The 18,191-nt window shown below is 59.4% G+C and carries 15 protein-coding genes; 4 read left to right on the top strand and 11 right to left on the bottom strand.

Features of this window, described 5'->3' with window-relative positions:
* The first annotated feature begins 19 nt into the window (after nucleotides 1-19).
* Complete coding sequence (locus LPB405_RS07530; protein ID WP_070507575.1) at nucleotides 20-673, top strand: Rv3235 family protein; 654 nt, start codon at nucleotides 20-22, stop codon at nucleotides 671-673.
* A 113-nt stretch (nucleotides 674-786) separates the two neighbouring features.
* On the opposite strand, the gene secA is transcribed toward LPB405_RS07530, so the two are convergent.
* The 10 genes from secA to LPB405_RS07480 all read right to left on the bottom strand — a co-directional run bounded on the left by secA (nucleotide 787) and on the right by LPB405_RS07480 (nucleotide 14,649).
* Nucleotides 787-3,402 (bottom strand): preprotein translocase subunit SecA, encoded by a 2,616-nt coding sequence (gene secA, locus LPB405_RS07525; RefSeq protein WP_219101019.1) that lies wholly within the window; start codon nucleotides 3,400-3,402, stop codon nucleotides 787-789.
* A gap of 340 nt (nucleotides 3,403-3,742) precedes the next feature.
* On the bottom strand, nucleotides 3,743-4,384 hold the full coding sequence (gene hpf, locus LPB405_RS07520; RefSeq protein ID WP_239665130.1) for a ribosome hibernation-promoting factor, HPF/YfiA family: 642 nt from the start codon (nucleotides 4,382-4,384) through the stop codon (nucleotides 3,743-3,745).
* Nucleotides 4,385-4,593: 209 nt separating this feature from the next.
* Entirely contained in the window at nucleotides 4,594-5,334 is a 741-nt protein-coding gene (locus LPB405_RS07515) for a ComF family protein (protein ID WP_246823926.1), read from the bottom strand.
* Nucleotides 5,335-5,556: 222 nt separating this feature from the next.
* Nucleotides 5,557-7,263 carry an LpqB family beta-propeller domain-containing protein gene (locus LPB405_RS07510; protein WP_049356525.1) on the bottom strand — a complete coding sequence of 569 codons (1,707 nt, stop codon included), beginning with the start codon at nucleotides 7,261-7,263 and terminating at the stop codon, nucleotides 5,557-5,559.
* Between the two features lie 234 nt (nucleotides 7,264-7,497).
* Nucleotides 7,498-9,249: an MtrAB system histidine kinase MtrB gene (gene mtrB / locus LPB405_RS07505; RefSeq protein WP_219101017.1), complete on the bottom strand. Its 1,752-nt coding sequence runs from the start codon at nucleotides 9,247-9,249 to the stop codon at nucleotides 7,498-7,500.
* Between the two features lie 34 nt (nucleotides 9,250-9,283).
* Nucleotides 9,284-9,985 (bottom strand): MtrAB system response regulator MtrA, encoded by a 702-nt coding sequence (gene mtrA / locus LPB405_RS07500; RefSeq protein ID WP_005505360.1) that lies wholly within the window; start codon nucleotides 9,983-9,985, stop codon nucleotides 9,284-9,286.
* Between the two features lie 55 nt (nucleotides 9,986-10,040).
* Nucleotides 10,041-11,348 carry a methionine synthase gene (locus LPB405_RS07495; RefSeq protein ID WP_219101015.1) on the bottom strand — a complete coding sequence of 436 codons (1,308 nt, stop codon included), beginning with the start codon at nucleotides 11,346-11,348 and terminating at the stop codon, nucleotides 10,041-10,043.
* A gap of 150 nt (nucleotides 11,349-11,498) precedes the next feature.
* On the bottom strand, nucleotides 11,499-11,888 hold the full coding sequence (locus tag LPB405_RS07490) for a chorismate mutase (protein ID WP_049342203.1): 390 nt from the start codon (nucleotides 11,886-11,888) through the stop codon (nucleotides 11,499-11,501).
* Between the two features lie 101 nt (nucleotides 11,889-11,989).
* Nucleotides 11,990-13,213 carry a tRNA 2-thiouridine(34) synthase MnmA gene (gene mnmA / locus LPB405_RS07485; RefSeq protein ID WP_219101012.1) on the bottom strand — a complete coding sequence of 408 codons (1,224 nt, stop codon included), beginning with the start codon at nucleotides 13,211-13,213 and terminating at the stop codon, nucleotides 11,990-11,992.
* Between the two features lie 188 nt (nucleotides 13,214-13,401).
* The gene (locus LPB405_RS07480) at nucleotides 13,402-14,649 is read right to left on the bottom strand and encodes a cysteine desulfurase family protein (protein ID WP_219101010.1); all 1,248 of its coding nucleotides are present in this window, start codon (nucleotides 14,647-14,649) and stop codon (nucleotides 13,402-13,404) included.
* Nucleotides 14,650-14,816: 167 nt separating this feature from the next.
* Between LPB405_RS07480 and LPB405_RS07475 the strand changes: the two genes are divergently transcribed.
* Nucleotides 14,817-15,284 carry a tRNA (cytidine(34)-2'-O)-methyltransferase gene (locus LPB405_RS07475; RefSeq protein ID WP_070507585.1) on the top strand — a complete coding sequence of 156 codons (468 nt, stop codon included), beginning with the start codon at nucleotides 14,817-14,819 and terminating at the stop codon, nucleotides 15,282-15,284.
* Between the two features lies 1 nt (nucleotide 15,285).
* Nucleotides 15,286-15,933, top strand: coding sequence for a uracil-DNA glycosylase family protein (locus LPB405_RS07470; protein ID WP_219101008.1), 648 nt, complete (start codon nucleotides 15,286-15,288; stop codon nucleotides 15,931-15,933).
* A gap of 171 nt (nucleotides 15,934-16,104) precedes the next feature.
* Here the strand turns inward: LPB405_RS07470 and LPB405_RS07465 are convergent, their stop codons facing one another.
* Nucleotides 16,105-17,433: a S1C family serine protease gene (locus LPB405_RS07465; protein WP_219101006.1), complete on the bottom strand. Its 1,329-nt coding sequence runs from the start codon at nucleotides 17,431-17,433 to the stop codon at nucleotides 16,105-16,107.
* 374 nt (nucleotides 17,434-17,807) lie between these two features.
* On the opposite strand from LPB405_RS07465, the gene LPB405_RS07460 reads away from it, so the two are divergent.
* On the top strand, nucleotides 17,808-17,975 hold the full coding sequence (locus LPB405_RS07460; protein WP_168162430.1) for a hypothetical protein: 168 nt from the start codon (nucleotides 17,808-17,810) through the stop codon (nucleotides 17,973-17,975).
* Nucleotides 17,976-18,191 lie beyond the last annotated feature (216 nt).

Raw genomic sequence — 18,191 nt, 5'->3', positions numbered from 1 at the left:
TGCACCGAAAGGAGCCGTCATGAGCTTCTCCAACCTTCTCCCCCGTTCCCCGTGGACCCCGCCGCATCAGCCTGCCTCCCGCGACAACCAGTCTGCCAGCCCGTACTCGAAGCGTCAGGCGGCACGCGCCTCCCAGCCGGTGGCTGCCGAGCAGGTGGCTCCGCTCCCCGAGCAGGGGCAGGGCACGATGACTCTGGTGCAGAGGCGCAACAGTCCCTCGGTTTATTCGCTGCTTCCTCTGCCGCGTTATGAGCAGCATTCGGCTCAGCGCCCGAAGGTAGTGAAGAGGGGCCGCCCGCTGCGTCCGGCGGATGCGCTAGCTCGCCAGTTGGAGGGTCGTTGCGCGGGTGTGGCGATTGCTTACCTGGAGATCATGTCGGCTCGTCGTTCGCGTCAGCAGCTGGCGCAGTGGGTGTCAGCGGATTGTTTCCACCGTCTGTTGCCATTCTTCCCGAAGAACCCGCGTCAGGTGCGCAAGGAGATGCTGTTGACTCTTCCGCCGGTTCTGTTGCGGGTGCGAGCGCAGAAGGTACACGAGGAGCTCTACGAGGTGGTGGCGCTACTGCGTTGTGCGGATAAGGTGCGCGTGGTGACCATGCAGATGCGCCTGATTCACGGCATGTGGCTGATTACCGCAATTGAGCAGCCGCAGAGCCGCTTGGACGAAGACTAAGGCTTCCCCGGCTTCCCCTACAAAACACACAGACAAACAGAGAGGGTGCGAATCCAGTGTTGGATTCGCACCCTCTCTGCTAGGTCTATAGCATTTCAGCTTTTACGCTGAGGCTACTTGTCCTTCGAGCGTTCCACGTGAACCTGCTCGTGGCCGTCCTCATCCGGGGCGGAGTACTGCAGGAACTTCGGGCGCGAAGGCTCAGCCAGGCGCACGGCAGAAGCCTGAGTGCGCTGCTTGGACAGGTCAAGGTTGAACAGGTAGGTCACGGTCTCTTCACGGATCGCGCCGAGCATCGACTGGTACATGTCGTAGCCTTCACGCTGGTACTCGACCAGCGGGTCACGCTGAGCCATCGCACGCAGACCGATACCTTCCTTGAGGTATTCCATCTCGTACAGGTGCTCGGGCCAGCGCTCGCCGATGACGGACAGCATGACACGGCGTTCGATTTCGCGCATGCTCTCTTCGCCGACGCTCTTTTCACGCTCATCGTAGATGAGGTGTGCGTCCGCCAGGACTTCCTTCACGATCTGGTCGCGAGTAATCTTGGTGCGGTCTCCAGCGTCTTCAGCGAGGTCGTCCACGGTGATGGAGATGGGGTACACCTGCTTGAGGGCGCTCCAGAGCTCGTCGAAGTCCCAGTCCTCGGCGTGGCCTTCAGCGACGCGCGCGTCGATGATGGTGGTCAGCACCTCGTCCACGAAGCCAGAAATCTGTTCCTTCAGGTCGTCACCGTGCAGGATGCGGCCGCGGTCCTTGTAGATCGCTTCGCGCTGGCGGTTGAGCACGTCGTCATACTTGAGCACGTTCTTACGCTGTTCAGCGTTACGGCCTTCAACGTTTGACTGGGCGGTAGCGATAGCGCGGCTGACGATCTTGGAGTCCAATGCGGAGTCCTCGGGGGCTGCCGCCATGAGGCGGGTTGCCATGCCGGTGTTGAACAGGCGCATCAGTTCGTCGGTCAGCGACAGGTAGAAGCGGGACTCACCCGGGTCACCCTGACGGCCGGAACGACCGCGCAGCTGGTTGTCGATACGGCGGGACTCGTGACGCTCAGTGCCGAGCACGTACAGGCCACCGAGCTTGGTGACTTCATCGTGCTCTTCTTTAGCGGCGTCTTCGCAGGCCTTCAGGACCTCGGGCCAACGTGCCTCGTACGCCTCGGAGTTGGTGTTCGGGTCCAGGCCGAGCTCACGCATCTTCTCGACGGCCTCAAATTCGGGGTTACCGCCGAGCATAATGTCGGTACCGCGACCAGCCATGTTGGTTGCCACGGTGACGGCGCCCTTACGGCCCGCCTGCGCAACAATAGCAGCCTCACGCTCGTTGTTCTTTGCGTTCAGCACCTCGTGGCGCACGCCTGCCTTCGCCAGCTGGCGGGAAAGGTATTCGGAGTTCTCCACGCTTGCGGTACCCACCAGGATCGGCTGGCCCTTTTCGTGGCGTTCCTTAATGTCCTTGACGACCGCCTTGAACTTGGCGATTTCGTCGCGGTACACCTTATCGGGGTTGTCGATGCGCTGCACACCCTTGTTGGTGGGGATGGGCACCACGCCGAGCTCGTAGGTGTTCATGAACTCTGCCGCTTCGGTTTCCGCGGTACCGGTCATACCGGACAGCTTGTCGTACATGCGGAAGTAGTTCTGCAGAGTCACGGTCGCCATGGTCTGGTTCTCAGGCTTGATTTCGACGCCTTCCTTCGCCTCAATCGCCTGGTGGATGCCGTCGTTGTAGCGGCGGCCCGGCAGAATACGACCGGTGTGCTCGTCAACAATCAGGACTTCGCCGTCAACGACCACGTAGTCCTTGTTGTTGGTGAACAGCTCCTTCGCCTTAATAGAGTTGTTCAGGAAGCCAATGAGCGGGGTGTTCTTGGATTCGTAGAGGTTCTTCACACCCAGGTGGTCTTCCACCTTGTCAATGCCGGATTCGAGGATGCCGACGGTGCGCTTCTTCTCGTCTACTTCGTAGTCTTCACCGCGCTTGAGCAGGGTTGCGGCAATGCGCGCGAACTCTGCATACCAGCGGTTTGCCTCACCGGCTGCGGGGCCGGAAATAATCAGAGGGGTACGCGCCTCATCAATCAGGATGGAGTCCACCTCATCGATAATGGCGAAGTTGTGGCCGCGTTGAACCTGCTCCTCCACGGTCCACGCCATGTTGTCACGCAGATAGTCGAAGCCGAACTCGTTGTTCGTACCGTAAGTGATGTCTGCGGCGTACTGCTTACGACGCTCGTCAGGCTCCATGGATGACAGAATCACGCCGCACTCCATGCCGAGGAAGCGGAACACGCGACCCATGAGGTTCGCCTGGTACTCAGCCAGGTAGTCGTTCACGGTCACAATGTGCACGCCCTTGCCGCTGAGCGCGTTCAGGTACGCGGGCAGGGTCGCAACGAGGGTCTTACCCTCACCGGTCTTCATTTCGGCAATGTTGCCCAGGTGCAGCGCTGCACCACCCATGAGCTGCACGTCGTAGTGGCGCTTGCCCAGGGTACGCTTGGATGCTTCACGGACCACCGCAAAGGCCTCCGGCAGCATAATGTCGAGGGATTCGCCGTCCTTGACGCGCTCGCGGAACTTGTCGGTCTCTGCTCGCAGTTCCTCATCGGTCATCGATGCGAAGCTGTCCTCGAGCGAGTTCACCGCCTTAGTGTACGCTTCGAGCTGTCGCAGAACCCTCTTATCGCCGGTTCGGAGGATTTTCTCCAAGAAAGATGCCACTGAGCTTCTACTCCTTGCTTGTTTCGGTACCCTCACCAAGTGCGCGCTGTGAGGCCTTCCTACATATTGTATGGCAGAGCCGCCTAATTCGCCCGTCCGAGCTCTTTTTTACGCTCTGCGCCCACGAGGTGACATTTGGTGACACTCGAATCTTTCACCCTCCGGTTGAGGCAGAGCCGATCCATCCGTCTAAAGGAACAGATGTGTGGAGGGCAAAGAAAAACCCGGGGGCCTGGAGAAACACGGTGTGTATTCCCAGACCGCCCGGGTCTTGAGCCTACTCGCTGAGTACGACCCCTAAAGAGCCTTACGCCTCAGCATCCAGCAGGTACGTTAGTTTTTACTCGTTGTCCAGAGTAATGATGCCGTAGCTCCAGCCCTTACGACGGTATGCCGCAGCCGGTGCGCCGGTCTCGCTGTCAATGTACAGGTAGAAGTCGTGGCCGACCAGTTCCATACGGTCAACAGCTTCTGCGGGAGTCAGACGCTCACCCTTGAAGCTCTTGTGGCGAATCTCGATGGGAGATGCGGCCTCGTCGGCGAGGGTGACCTCGCTGTTGTCGAATGCTGCTTCTTCCACCGGAACATCCGGCAACAGAATCTCGGTAATTGCTTCGGTAACCACGGGAATCGATCCGGTAGCGTCCGCCACGGAGACGGGGTGCTTGCCACCGCGCTTGTGCAGCTTGCGGCGGTCACGTGCACGGCGCAGACGCTCCAGGAGCTTGCCGTAGGTTTCATCGAAGACCGCGAACTTGTCGTGACCCTGGGCTTCGGAACGGAGGACAGGACCAGTACCAACAACGGTAATCTCAACGCGGATGGACTCGCCACCCAGGTGACCGTCCTTGCTGAACTTGACGTCGATGTCCTTCACGTTATCGCCGAGCTGAGCGAACTTCTGAACCTTCTCGCTCACGTACTCTTCCAGGCGTTCGGTGACCTTGATATTGCGGCCGTAGATGTTGACTTCCACGATCATTCCCTCCAGGTTGGGGGCTTATACCGCGTCCGGCTGGACCCGGTACGGGGGTTCGACTCCAATGCCGTTCCCTTGTCTATATTCTAGTACGAAACATGTTTCATATCACTAGATATGACAAATATTTAGCCTAAATAATAGCTATTCGTCCGTCTGCGAACTTTATTCGCCAAAAATCGTGTATCTCTTGCAACTAACTACAAGAAACGCTATGTCTGAGCCTTTTTCGGTACCGCCGCCACAGCACACACGCCCAGCACCCGCGAACCGGATTCCTGTAGCACACGCACCATCTCAGAGGCGGTCGCACCGGTGGTCACCACATCATCACAAATAACGCTCACCCGACCCGTGCACAGGGCAGGCTCCATGACGCGCAAGGCACCGTGCATCCGCTCGGCACGCCCCACAGCGCCCAGGCTCTTCTGCTCATTCTTTGTCTCAGAGGCGCTAAGGAGAAAAGCACCCACACGAGAAGATAGGGAGGCGCCGCTCCCCCGCCGACCGCGAGGAACGTACCCGATAACGTCCACAGCGCGCACCCGCACCGAGGCAGGCAGACGCTTATTAAGCTGACGCGCCGCCTCCTGCACCAAAAGATTCGCCGGCGCATAGCCGCGGCGGCGCACGCTCTGGGCAGAGGACGGCGCCGGAATCAGCAGAACCTCAACCGGTGCGGCGGAGGTGCCCACAGAAGAGATAGAAGACCCCGGTACGCTCTGAAGCTCAACCCGATGCGCCCGAAGAAGCTCGTACACGCTACGCGCCAAACCCTCTCCCAACAGGGGCAGCAGGTCGGTACGGCCCGCATTCTTCAACGCCAACAGGGCACGCGGCATGATCCCCTCATAACGGGATGCCGCACGCACCTCGGGAGCAGCCGCGCCATCAAGAGGTTGCAGAGCATATACTCGCTCCACCTTAGCCAACGCCGAACGCAACTGCGGCAAGCAAGCCTCACACAGTGGCGAGCCTGCCCCATAGGCGACCGGCACCGCACAGCACGGGCAAGTACGCGGCATCAGCACCTCCCCCAAAGACCCGCCGGCACTCTTGAGAGCGCCCGCAAGCCCGGTCAGAGACTTGCTCCAGGACCCATTCACGGAATCGTTCAAACCACGCTGTACTGAACTCACCGAAAGCACCCTTTCCTCGCTCGCGCCTACCCGAGGCTAACCGGCGTAACTAATCTCGTGCAGGGTCGTGTCCAGGCGAATCCAGCCGCGCTCCTCCATCAGGTAGCACGAACCGTCAGAACGGTGAGCAATAATATTCGACGTATTATCCGCCGTCGAAATGGTCATCACACCATCCAAACGGTCCAGCTTCGTCTCTTCACCGCTGAGGGAAATCACCTCAGACTCACCATTCTTCACGTTCACCACCACGACGCTCTGGTCGCCAGCCCAACGGGCATTACGCGGAGTCACAGAAGAGCTCAGACGCACCATCTCCGTCAGACGCAGAGGCTTACCGGCATCATCACGCACAATACCGGAAATAATCACAGCCGACGCACCCTCAGTAGAGGCCACAATCGCCATGCGGGCACCATCGTGTGAAACGTTCACGCTCGTAAAGCTCAAATTACGCTGCCAGGACAGACCAATATCAACACCGCGCTCACGCTCGGTTGCATCCTCAGAATCCGGTTTGAAGGCACGAACAATACCCTCACCATCGGCTGCCCACACCCAGCCATACGCATCAAAACTGGGAGCAGTCAGAGCGGTACTCTGCCACACGCGGCGGGCAGTGCCCTGATACACCGTGTACAGGCTCGCGGCATCGTTCGCCAAGCAGGCGTAAACATCCGCCGAATAGCCCATCGCCGGGGAACTCAACTGGGTCACGCCACGCAGAAGCAATTGCTCACCCGCATTGCTCATATAGTCATCGCGCGCCACCATCTGGCCGTTCGAATTAATAGCAACCGTGCGGGCAGGAACACCCGGGTTCAGCTTCACCGCAGAAAAGCCGCTCGGCGCGTTCTCAGGAATCAGAGTGCCGTTATAGAAAACCTCAGTCTTGCCCAGACCCGAGAAGTTCTCCAAGCCGTGCATAATCTGCTCACGCACACGCGCCAAACGGTTATCGTCCAGGTGCTCACCCGAGAGGCGAACCAGCACATCCTGGTTATCGCTCATGTTAGCGGTCTCAAGGCTCATCGACTCATTCAACGCCGAGAACGCAACATCCTTCAAGTAGGATGCAGGACCAATCATGAGGGTACGCACCAGCAGCTCAAAGTAACGGTCCGTATGCGGGAACCAGCGGATATCAGGCACAGCATAACGGAACGCACGATCGTAGAAGTACAGGCGGCACGGGCTAAACACGCGCTCAAACTCGGCACCATCCAGCCACAGACCATCCGGGCAGGAGCTAATACGCCACTGGTTATCTTCCATAACCATGGTGAAATCCTGAGTCTCAGTCTGAGCCTCCGGGAAGGTGCTCGTAATACCCTGACTATTCACAGTCGCCGTCTGCTGGAAACGCACATGGTACATCCCCTCAGCAGTTCCGCTATCGTCGCTACGAGGCTGCACCGTATTACGGTACACACGAGTCGTACCCATAGGATTCCAACGGCCTGCAAAAGAAGAACTCAAATACTGGCGCGCCACCGCATAATTCTCAATGCTATCCACACCAGCACGCACGAAGCCCTCAATAATCGCCTCGGGAGTAGCACCCGCCAGCGGACCCGGCGCACGCGCCGGAGAAGTATTAACACTCTTCACTTCCAGACCGCTACTGTGCTGAGTCACTCGATTGTTTGAGGGAAGACCCGCGCAAGAGCTCACGAGCGTCGCCAAAGACACCGCACCCCAAGACAGCACGGCGCGTCGAGAAACAATAGCCCTGTGAGACATGGAGGTCTTAACCTTCCTCTACGAACAAAGACAAACCATCACCTGCTAACGCTGCAGGCCATCGCAGCGCGGTGAAAAGATAACCACAGTGAAATAGCAACACCGTGAAAATATACCTGCATTGATTGTACTGGGTAAACAGTGCAAATACGCAAGGATAAGCGTAAATACAGCCGAGCAACACCAACACACCCATATACGGCAGAAGCGTAAGCCTCTCCCCGCCCGAACCCCTTAGAGCTCGTCCTCAATGTTCACACGAGGAGCAATATTGGGCAGCGTATCCTTCGCAGTCGCCGAACGATGCGAGATTGCCTCAGGCTCACCCGTCACAAGAACCGGCGACTCACCCAAAGGCGCACCGTGAATCAGCGGCAGGTTCATCGTGAAGCAGGCACCGCGGCCCTTCTCGCCCCACGCCTCAATCGTGCCGCCGTGCAGACGCACATCCTCAGCAGCAATCGACAGACCCAGGCCCGTACCGCCCAGGGTGCGCTTACGGGAAGTATCAGCACGCCAGAAACGGTTGAACACCTGAACAGCCTCATCCTCAGACAGACCGATACCGTGGTCACGCACCGCAACACCCAGGTTCGTGGCATTCGCACCCACGTACACATCAATCGGGCGGGACTCGCCGTGCTCAATCGCGTTGTACAGCAGGTTACGGAGCACACGCTCAATACGCACGCGGTCCATATCAACCATGATGCTCTCATGGCTCGTATGCACGTTCAGCTTAGTATTCGTGCGCTCCAGGTGCGGCAGAGCCTCCTGCAAAATATTCGACAGCACACGCATGAAGTCTTCAGTGTCGATGGTCAGCATTGCGCTACCTGCATCGAAACGAGAAATCTCCAGCAGGTCAGAAAGCATCGACTGGAAACGATCCACCTGATCGTGCAGAAGCTCCACAGTGCGACCCAGCGGCCGGTCCATATCCCCACGCGAATCGTACAGAAGCTCAGTACCCAAACGCACCGTCGCCAGCGGAGTACGCAACTCATGCGACACGTCAGACACAAAGCGCTGCTGCAGAGTCGACAGGCGCTCCAGCTGAACAATCTTCTCCTGCAGCGAATCAGCCATCAGGTTGAACGAATAACCCAGACGCGCCGCCTGATGCTCACCATTCACCGACACACGCTGATCCAGATCGCCAGCAGCCAGCTTCTCCGCCGTAATAGCGGTCTGCGTAATCGGGCGGACCACAAAACGAGTCACAATCCACACCACAGAAAGCACCACAGTAAGCAACGCACAGAAACCACCAAAAAGAACAAAGTTAATATGCGCAATCGTGGCGGAAGAATCCGTCATATCGTACACAAGGAACAAACCGTAATTAGGGTTCTGTGCAATAGAAATATGGGTACCAACAATAAGCACCGGATAGGTACGCTCACGATTATTTTCGACAGTAGTCACCGTAGACGTCTGCCAGAAAATACCATCTTTATCGCGAACAGTTTGTTTGAAATCATTCGGAATACTCGAAGAATTCAAAGAATTATTACTACTCTGCTCGGGAATAAAGCCCTGCTTACCTTGACCTTCCAAAGGCACAAGAATCCAATTACGCTTACCCGAGCTGCCCGCATCCAGCACGGTCAGGGTACGGCTCACATTACGGCGAATCTCGCTGTCACTACGAGCCTCAGAGGAGTCCAGCACACTCTGAACGTTACGGAAACCACTCTCCGATTCCGCCAGCGCCTGACCCTTCTGATTCTCAAAAAGACTCGTCGCAATCTGGCTCGACAAGGACCAACCCACCATCAAGAAGCTCAGGAACATCATGATGCCTGCAGTACCCAAAGCACGGAACTGCAGAGATTCCTTCCATAGACGCTGAGCGCGCTGCATCAGGTTCCTACGCGGCTTCTGCGCCTTACGCGGCTTGGAAGTGCGGGTACGCGAAGAGGCGGAGGCTACCGCCTCCGCCGTCAAAGCGCCGTGCTCATGGCTCGACTTCGCAACAGACAATCAGGTTATCCCTTCGCCTATGAATAGGTTCCGATTAGCTACCGGAAGATCCCACCAGCTCGGTCGGAATCTTATAGCCAACGCCACGGACCGTCTGAATAAAACGATCCGCACCCAGCTCATCAAACTTAGCGCGCAAACGCTGGACGTGCACATTTACCAGCGAATCGCTCACATCAGTGTAACCCCAGACCATATCCAGCAGTTCCTGACGACTCAACGCCTGACCCGGGTGACGAACCAGCGCAGCCAACAGGTCAAACTCCAGAGGAGTCATCGGAACCTCAGTGCTGTGGTACTTGACGGTACGACCGTCCATATCCATGACAATATCGCCAATGGACACCACCAGCTGGCGGCTCTCACGCGGACGCAAACGGGTACGGATACGCGCCAACAATTCAGCGTGCTTAAAAGGCTTAGCAATGTAATCATCAGCGCCAGCTTCAAGACCCTTAACAACATCTTCAGTGTCGCTTTTAGCGGTCAACATAATAATCGGCACATTAGAAGAACGGCGAATTTGCTGGCACACTTCAATACCGTTCATGCCAGGAAGCATCAAATCCAAAAGCACCAAATCGGGAGTGGAGCGCATAAAAGTTTCAAAAGCGCGGCTGCCATTTTCGCAAAAAACAGCGTTAAAGCCCTCTTGCGCGAGCACGAGGCCAATCATTTCCGCCAGAGCATCATCGTCATCAACCACCAAAATGGTGTGTGCGTCGCTTGCGCTCACAGTACCTCCCTAAAGAATTGTCGTAAATACTTACATAAAAAAGCTGATTCTCTAATCATACCGCGCACTCAGCCAATGCACGGGCACACTCTGTCACCCGAGCCAGCGAAGCCGTGGCATCCAGCATACTTACCGCGGCTGAAGTCATCCCAGCAGGCACGGAACCGCTCTGAATACGCTCATCAGGCATCAAACCCACCGCGCTCAACTGGGTCGGCTCAAGACCAACCTCGCGCCACAGGCTGTACAGGCGGCGCACCTGATCAGGAACCCGCGCAGAGGTCACCACCGGCAGCCACAGCTGAGCCTGAGCCTCCAAAAGCTGCGCCACAGGTTCCCAGGAACGAGGGTCGCTCAGCGGCGGAACCTGCAGCATGCCCGGTCCCTTCAACCGGGCACGGTCAGGATGCAACAGCAAAGCACAGGGAGCGGCACCCTCGACCTGCATAGCTTTCAACAGCGCCAAAGCATCAAGGGCGGGGCGGGACTGGCTGAGCAGCTTCAGCTCCTGCACCGGTTTGAGCGCGGTGCCATCCACATCAAGGATGAGCTGCAGGTTCAGCTCCGCGAAGCGCTCCGCCACACGGCGGTACACCTGCTGATAGTAGTGAGGTTGCAGCGAAGGCAACGAACGGAAGCCACTCACCGTAGGGATAGAGCCCTCCATCAGACGCTGAAACTCCGACTCGTCCAGTTGCACCGCAATCAGCGCTTGGGGAGCCTGCAGAGCCTCACGCAGAGACTCCACCCAACGCTCCAGTCCTTCCAAGAACGATTCCAGCAGGTCACGGCTCGCCCCTGCATCACTGATGGCACGCTCGCCACCGGGTAGGTAGATGCTGGCTGCGAGGGTCAGCGGACCAACCAGCTGAATCTTATACACCGCAGCGGAGCCCTCAACACCGGAGGTGAACCTCTTCTTCTGCGCGCCCACACGGTCAGCTAGAAGGTTGATATCGGAGAGCAGACGGTCCTTCGCCAAGGCAGACTCGCGCGCTCCCCTGCCGCCGCTATGCACCATGCGCCAGCCAAACGAGACACCGTCAAAGGCAAGTCCCTCGCACACCGCCAGGGTGCGTGCCAGCGGGGTAGCCCGCCAGCCCAACGCCGGCAGATGCGGCAGGAACGGCAAGTGCGGGGAACCCAGCTCACCTTCTACACGGGACATCGCCTCAGCCAGATCATCGCCGGGAAAATCACCCCGACCGCTAGCGCGCACCAGCGGACGCTCAGTAGCGAGCGTAGCAAGGTCCTGCTCGGTCAGTTCGTCGCCTTCGGGGGCACGGTACTCACCGGGCAGTAGCAGGCGCTCCGGCACCGGCTCGGTGCGGGCATTCTGGCGGGAGGAAGATTGAGGGGGCATAAACGAGTGAGGTTAAGACAGGTTAGGGAAAAGTGCGGGCGGGTCGATGCTCTGCCGCTGGACGCTCAGCACGATGGATGCTCAGCAGGGATGAGAGCGGGGCTTTTCGGAGAGGCTGAGATCTCGAAGAGGGTGAAATCTTAGAAAGTCTTAGCTTTCAGACTTTTCAGTCTCTTCGTCCTGGTCAGCGTGCTCGTTCGCGATGCGCACGTGGTGGCGAATCACCTCAGAGATGATGAAGTTCAGGAACTTCTCCGCGAATTCCGGGTCCAGGCTGGATTCCTTCGCCATGGCACGCAGGCGAGCAATCTGCGCCTCTTCACGACCGGGGTCGCCAGCGGGCAGGTTGTGCTTAGCCTTCAGGACGCCCACGCGCTTAGTTGCCTGAAAACGCTCCGCGAGGATGTGCACCAACGCTGCATCGAAGTTGTCGATGGAGCGGCGCATGGCGAAGAGCTCCTCGTAAACCTCCGGCGCGACTTCATCGCCCATGGAGGTGGCGTGGGGGTCAAATTCGCAGGAAGTGTGTTCGGCAGTCATCGGTCTCTCCTCAGTCCGGTTGTGGTCTTCTGTGCGTTGCGCTCGAGCAGGCTGTTGCGGCAACAGCTGCGAATAGCGGGGTACGCGGCTATTCTGTGCGGCTAGTCGGCGCTGGTGGAGGCGCCAGCAGACAGGGTTTCTTGAATGTCTTCGCGGTCCAGCGAGTAGGCGCGGGCGATGGTGGACTGACCCAGCACGCGGGTGCCCTGGTAGAGCACCATGGTCTGTCCCGGTGCCACGCCGGAGAGCGGATCCAACAGGCGCACTACGGTTTCCAGGCGCAGTGCGCCTTCTTCTTCAGCTTCGGGGTCGGGTGCCCAGGTCATGTACGCCTTGGCGCGGACCGGGTCAGCGTGCGCGCGTACCTGTGCGGTCACCTCGAACTCTTCGCTACGAGCGCCCAGCTGTGCGGGCTCTTCCAGGAAGCGTGCCGCCTGTTCTACGGGTACGCCCGCCCAGGTGGCGCGGATACCGCGGATTTCGTGCACGGCAAGCAGCTCGCGGGAGCCGACGATAACTTCGTTTTCCTTGGGGCGCACCTCCAGCACGAAGCGGGGCTTGCCGTCGGCGGCGGGGCGGCCCAGTGCCAGGCCCTTGCGCTGGCCTACGGTGTATGCCTGCGCGCCGGGGTGCTCGCCGAGCACCTCGCCGTGGGTGTCTTTGATGAGGCCGGGGCGCATTGTGATGTGGTCGCCCAGCCAGGCGCGGGTATCGCCTTCGGGGATGAAGCAGATGTCGTAGGAGTCCGGCTTCTTTGCTACGGAGAAGCCGCGCTCTGCCGCCTCCGCACGTACCTGCGCCTTGGAGGGGGTGTCCGCCAGGGGGAACCAGGCGTGCTTGAGCTGTTCGTGGGTGAGCACACCGAGCACGTAGGACTGGTCCTTGGCCCAGTCGGCGGCGCGGTGCAGTTCGCGGTTGCCGTCTTCGGTGGTGATGACGCGGGCGTAGTGGCCGGTCACCACGGCGTCGAAGCCGAGTGCGAGGGCGCGTTCGAGGAGCGCGGCGAACTTGATCTTTTCGTTGCAGCGCATGCAGGGGTTGGGGGTTCGTCCGGCTTCGTATTCGGAGATGAAGTCGTCGACGACGTCTTCCTTGAAGCGTTCGGAGAAGTCCCAGACGAAGAAGGGGATGCCCAGCTGGGAGCAGACGCGGCGGGCGTCCATGGAGTCTTCGAGGGTGCAGCAGCCGCGGGAGCCGGTGCGCAGGGTGCCGGGCATGCGGGATAGGGCGAGGTGAACGCCGACTACTTCGTGTCCTGCTTCTACGGCGCGGGCTGCGGCGACTGCGGAGTCAACGCCGCCACTCATAGCTGCAAGAATTTTCACTGCCTATCCTTCTGTTGTGTTGAGCCTTTAGAAAGGTACGCCTTATTTGTGTGGGCGGACTTTTCGTTACTGTAGCTACCCATTGTACGCAGGGGCTCGGCGGGATATTGGGCAGTGCCCCCTCAGCCCGCCCTCAGCGAACGCTGATATTGCAAGCTGAGGGCGGTTCGGTACCTTTTTTCTGTCTTTTAGTGCCAGCGGGAGGCGTCCGGCAGCTGCGAGGACAGCCCCGCCTTTGCTGCCTGTTCGTAGGCAGCGGGTAGTGCCGCGATGAGGCGCGCAATATCGGCTCCGGTGGTGGAGTGACCGAGGGTGAAGCGCTGGGCGCTGCGGGCGGTGTCTTCGTCCATTCCCATTGCCATGAGCACGTGGGAGGGGCGGGTCACCCCGGCGTTGCAGGCGGAGCCGGTGGAGCTGCTGATGCCCTGCATATCCAGCAGGAAGAGCAGGGTGTCACCTTCTGCGTTTTCGAAGGTGAAGTGGGCGTTGCCGGGCAGTCGCTTCTGGCCGGGGTATTCTTCGGTGAGCGGGTTTTCGCCGCTCAGGTGCGCCTGAGGGATGAGCGCGCTAATTGCCGCAACGAGTTCGTTGCGTAGCGCGGCGATGCGGGCGGATTCTTTGTCGAGGTGCTGTACCGAGTGCACGGCGGCCTCTGCGAAACCTGCGATGGCGGGTGCGTCGATGGTGCCGGAGCGTACGGAGCGTTCCTGGCCGCCTCCGTGTAGGACGGGGGTCATCTGTACCGCGCGGGTTGCGACCAGCGCGCCAATGCCCATGGGGCCCCCAATCTTGTGGCCGGAGATTGCGAGGGTCGCTACCCCGCTGGCGTGGAAGTCGATAGGCACCGCACCGAAAGCCTGCACCGCATCCGAGTGCACGGGAATACCGTATTCGGCGGCGATGGCGGAAATCTCGGGGATGGGTTGTACGGTACCGACCTCATTATTCGCCCACATGACGGTCACGAGCGCTACGTCTTCGGGGTTCTTTTCGATGAGTTCGCGGACGGTCTGCGGGTTGACGCTACCGTGCTTGTCTACGGGGATCCATTCGATCTGCGCGCCTTCTGCCTTTTCGAGCCATTCGCAGGTTTCTTCCACGGCGTGGTGCTCGATGGAGGAGACGAGAATTCGGGTGCGCTGCGGGTCTTCTTCGCGGCGCTTCCAGTAGATGCCCTTGACGGCGAGGTTGTCCGCTTCGGTGCCACCGGAGGTGAAAATAACCTCGGCGGGGTCGGCTCCGACGGCGCGGGCGATGCGTTCGCGGGCATATTCGACGGTGGCGCGGGCATTGCGTCCTACAGCGTGCAGGGAGGAGGGGTTGCCGCCGTTGCGCATCTGTTCGACCATGGCGTCGATGGCGGCGGGCAGTACGTCGGTGGTGGCGGCATGGTCGAGGTAGACGCGGCCGTTCTGACGGTTGGTTTCTGCGCTCATGGTTCCTCCTGCTGGGTTGTCGGCGGTTTGTCGCCTCGTTTATTTTATCGCGCTCTACCCGCGCTCTTCTAGGCGTGTTCATCTGCGGCTGGGTCGGCGAGCGCTACTCCTCGGGACGCTCGGGGCTGTTCCGGGCTGGTCGGGGGCTGCGCGGTACACTTAGGAACGTGTTCAAGATTCTTTTCTATACCCCTGAGATTCCGGGCAATACCGGCAATGCTATCCGTTTGGCGGCGATTACTGGCGCTGAGCTGCACCTGGTGAAGCCGCTGGGCTTTAACTTTGATGATGCGCATCTGCGCCGCGCGGGTCTGGACTATCACGACCTGGCGGTGGTGACGGTGCATGAGACCCTTGAGGATGCGTGGGAGGCACTCGCCCCGGAGCGTGTTTTTGCGTTCACGACGACTGCTTCGACTTCGTATGCGGATATTGAGTATCGTCCCGGTGACGTGTTCATGTTCGGTCCGGAGTCGGTGGGTCTGCCCGCTGAGGTTCAGCAGGACCCGCACGTGAGCGAGCGGGTGAAGATTCCGATGAAGCCGGGCCGCCGTTCGCTGAACCTGGCTAATTCTGCGTCCATTGCGATTTTTGAGGCGTGGCGCCAGAACGGTTTTGAGGGAGGCGCCATCTAGCATGGCTGCAACACACCATAATCTGCCGGAGCATCTGGTTCAGCAGATTCTGGAGACAGCCCCTCCCCTGGCTGAGCAGATTCGTTTGGATCCGCAGAATAGGGAGTTTACGGAACAGGGCTGGGCGCCGGTCTTTTCAGCCTCCCCTCATGCTCGTATTGTGGTGATTGGTCAGGCGCCTGGGCGTGCCGCGCAGGAGAGCCGTATCCCGTGGAATGACCCGAGCGGCGTGAAGTTGCGCGAGTGGATGGGCGTGTCGGATGAGCAGTTCTATGACCCCGACCTGATTTCGCTGCTACCAATGGATTTCTATTACCCCGGTAAGGGCGCGCACGGCGATAACCCGCCGCGTAAGGATTTCGCGCCGAAGTGGCATCCGCAGCTTCTGGATCTCATGCCGAACGTTCAGCTGATTCTGCTGGTGGGGGCTTACTCTCAGAAGCACTACCTGGATGGTGTGCACGCCCCAAAGGCGCAGAAGAACCTGACGGAGACGGTTCGTGCGTGGGAGTCTTATCTTCCTAAGTTTCTGCCGCTGGTGCATCCTTCGCCGCTGAATTTTAGGTGGCAGGCGAAGAACCCGTGGTTCGAGCAGGAGGTTGTCCCGGCTTTGCAGAGGCGTGTGAGAGAGGTCCTCAAGGACGCTTAGCCCGCCCGCTCTGCAGTATCACTATAGTTCTGTCTTACTAATGCAAGATGCTCCCACCCCGAGTATGGGGTGGGAGCATCTTTATTGTGCGCGTTGTTTAGGCTAACTAAGCAGTCCCAGCTGAGCGGGTGTTTCTCAGCTGCACCGCGCTGCTAGTTCAGACGCGAGGGGTTACTTCTGGCTGTCGGCGTCGCCCAGGGTCACGGTGATGTCATGGGTGGAGGAGCCGCGCTTAACCTTCAGCTTCAGATCAGAACCTGCCGCTGCGGCACGTACGGTACCGTTGAGCTCTTCGCTCTTGGTCACGGCGTGACCGTCGGCTTCAATCACGACGTCGCCGGATCGCAGGCCTGCCTTCGCGGCGGGGCTGTTAGATTCTACCGAGGCAATTTCAACGCCACCGGGGATGAGCTTGGACGAGCCCGAACCGGTGTCCGCAGGGCTGTTCTTCACGCTCGCACCCAGGTAGCCGTGGGTTGCCTTGCCCTTGGCGATGATCTCGGAGGAGATGCGCTTGGCGTAGTTGGAGGTAATGGAGAACGCCATACCGTCGGCGGTGCCGCCATCCTGGCTTGCCTGGCCCTGCGCGTTAATGCCGACCAGTTCGCCCTTGAGGTTCACCAGCGGGCCACCGGAGTTACCGTGGTTGATGGGAGCGTCAACCTGAACCATGGGGATGTAGTTCTGGCCCTTCGCATCGGCAGGCTGCACGCGGTTTGCGTTCGAGACCACGCCGGAGGTTACCGATTCGCTACGACGATACGGCGCGCCGAGGGCAACCACTACCTCGCCGGAGACCAGCTTGGAGGAGTCACCCCAGGTGATGGGCTGCAGGTCCAGGCCGGAGGGGTTAATCTTCAGGACCGCCAGGTCAGCGGCAGAGTCCAGGCCCACCACGGTTGCGGTGCGTACGGTGCCGTCGCTCAGGCGCACCTCAATGGTGGATGCTTCTCTGGAAGATTCGAGGGTAACCACGTGGTGGTTGGTGAGGATGTGGCCTTCCTTGTCGAGGATAACGCCACTACCGCCGCCGGAGGAGGAGCCGTTCGAAGCAACGATGGTCACGGTAGAGGGCAGGACCTTCTTCGCGGTTTCTGCTACGCCTGCCACGGTGGAGGAGTTGCTGATATTGGAGCTGACGGAGCCGCGCGAGGAAGCGCTGGAGGAGCTGTTGTTCGATGCTGCGATGCCGCCTCCGACGCCCGCGCCAACGCCGCCGCCAACGAGGGCTGCGAGCAGAGCTGCGGTGAGCACAACACCGGCACCGTAACGCTTGTTGTTATCGGTGTTCTGAGGTGCAGACTGTGCCGAAGCGACCTGAGCAGCCGCCGCCTGGGGGTAGGTGTATCCGGGAGAGGCGTATGCCTGCGGGTATGCGTTCTGACCCTGCTGCTGGTTTGCGGGCTGGTAGCTTGCCTGTCCGTTCACGTTCTGCAGGGGACGGGTTGCATCCGTGACGCCGTCATTGCCGCCGTAAGACCATCCGTTGTTCTGAGTCATAAGTTCTCCTAGAGTCGCGCGTGTGCCTCACCCTGGGCGCACGCTATCTTTCTACTGTAGAGGGTGTTTTATGGCGTTCTATATTTTTTTGCTGTTGGTTATCGGGGAGTTCCCTGGGAATTTTCCTCACACCCTTTCATCGGCAGCTGATTCGCGGGTCTGAGATACCCGGAGATTTGCCCGACGGCTAGTTTGTTTTGGGGCTTTGTTCGCTACTCGCTCTCATGTTTCTCTTTTAAAGCGCCCAGTTTTTCTCCACGGTTTACACAGCATGATGCTTCTTGGTACACAGCTTGAACACAGGGTCAGTCCGTAATGTTGAAGGCACATAGAGCCGAGAACAAAGGCAAAGGACAAAGGCAAAGGAGAAACCCATGATGATCGGAACCCTGATTTTCTGTGCGGTCTTGGCAAGCTCCATCGGTATTGGTGCGGGTATTGTGGCGTGTTGCTCGGGAATGGTGTACCGCCGTCATCGTGCGGAAAAGGCCTCCGAGTTGGCTCAGCAGATGGCTACCCAGGCGCTGACCGCCGGTAGGTAGCGTATAGAGTTTGATAGTTTTCCGGGGCGGGAGATGAGAGCCCTGCACCGGGAGGGGCGAGAATCCCCAGTATGTCCCGAAGGGTCGGTGTGAGGACCGGCCCGGGTGTGATAATGAGTTGAGTGATGATCGATGCGGCGTGAGCCCCTGCATGAGGGCTTGCGCCGCATCGTCCTTTAACTGTGAGGCGGATGCGGGATGCACCGGTGGAAAGCA

Origin of the sequence: Rothia mucilaginosa, from assembly GCF_019334805.1 — a bacterium.
Taxonomy (GTDB): Bacteria; Actinomycetota; Actinomycetes; order Actinomycetales; family Micrococcaceae; genus Rothia; species Rothia mucilaginosa_C.
The sequence above is the reverse complement of the archived record's forward strand: the minus strand, read 5'-3'. Positions and strand labels throughout refer to the sequence as shown.

Bases quoted from the DNA above. Each gene is read 5' to 3' on its own strand.
- LPB405_RS07530 (WP_070507575.1), top strand. From the start codon at position 20: ATGAGCTTCTCCAACCTTCTCCCCCGTTCCCCGTGGACCCCGCCGCAT.
- hpf (WP_239665130.1), bottom strand. From the start codon at position 4,384: ATGATCGTGGAAGTCAACATCTACGGCCGCAATATCAAGGTCACCGAA.
- LPB405_RS07510 (WP_049356525.1), bottom strand. From the start codon at position 7,263: ATGTCTCACAGGGCTATTGTTTCTCGACGCGCCGTGCTGTCTTGGGGT.
- LPB405_RS07495 (WP_219101015.1), bottom strand. From the start codon at position 11,348: ATGCCCCCTCAATCTTCCTCCCGCCAGAATGCCCGCACCGAGCCGGTG.
- LPB405_RS07490 (WP_049342203.1), bottom strand. From the start codon at position 11,888: ATGACTGCCGAACACACTTCCTGCGAATTTGACCCCCACGCCACCTCC.
- LPB405_RS07480 (WP_219101010.1), bottom strand. From the start codon at position 14,649: ATGAGCGCAGAAACCAACCGTCAGAACGGCCGCGTCTACCTCGACCAT.
- LPB405_RS07470 (WP_219101008.1), top strand. From the start codon at position 15,286: ATGGCTGCAACACACCATAATCTGCCGGAGCATCTGGTTCAGCAGATT.
- LPB405_RS07465 (WP_219101006.1), bottom strand. From the start codon at position 17,433: ATGACTCAGAACAACGGATGGTCTTACGGCGGCAATGACGGCGTCACG.
- LPB405_RS07460 (WP_168162430.1), top strand. From the start codon at position 17,808: ATGATGATCGGAACCCTGATTTTCTGTGCGGTCTTGGCAAGCTCCATC.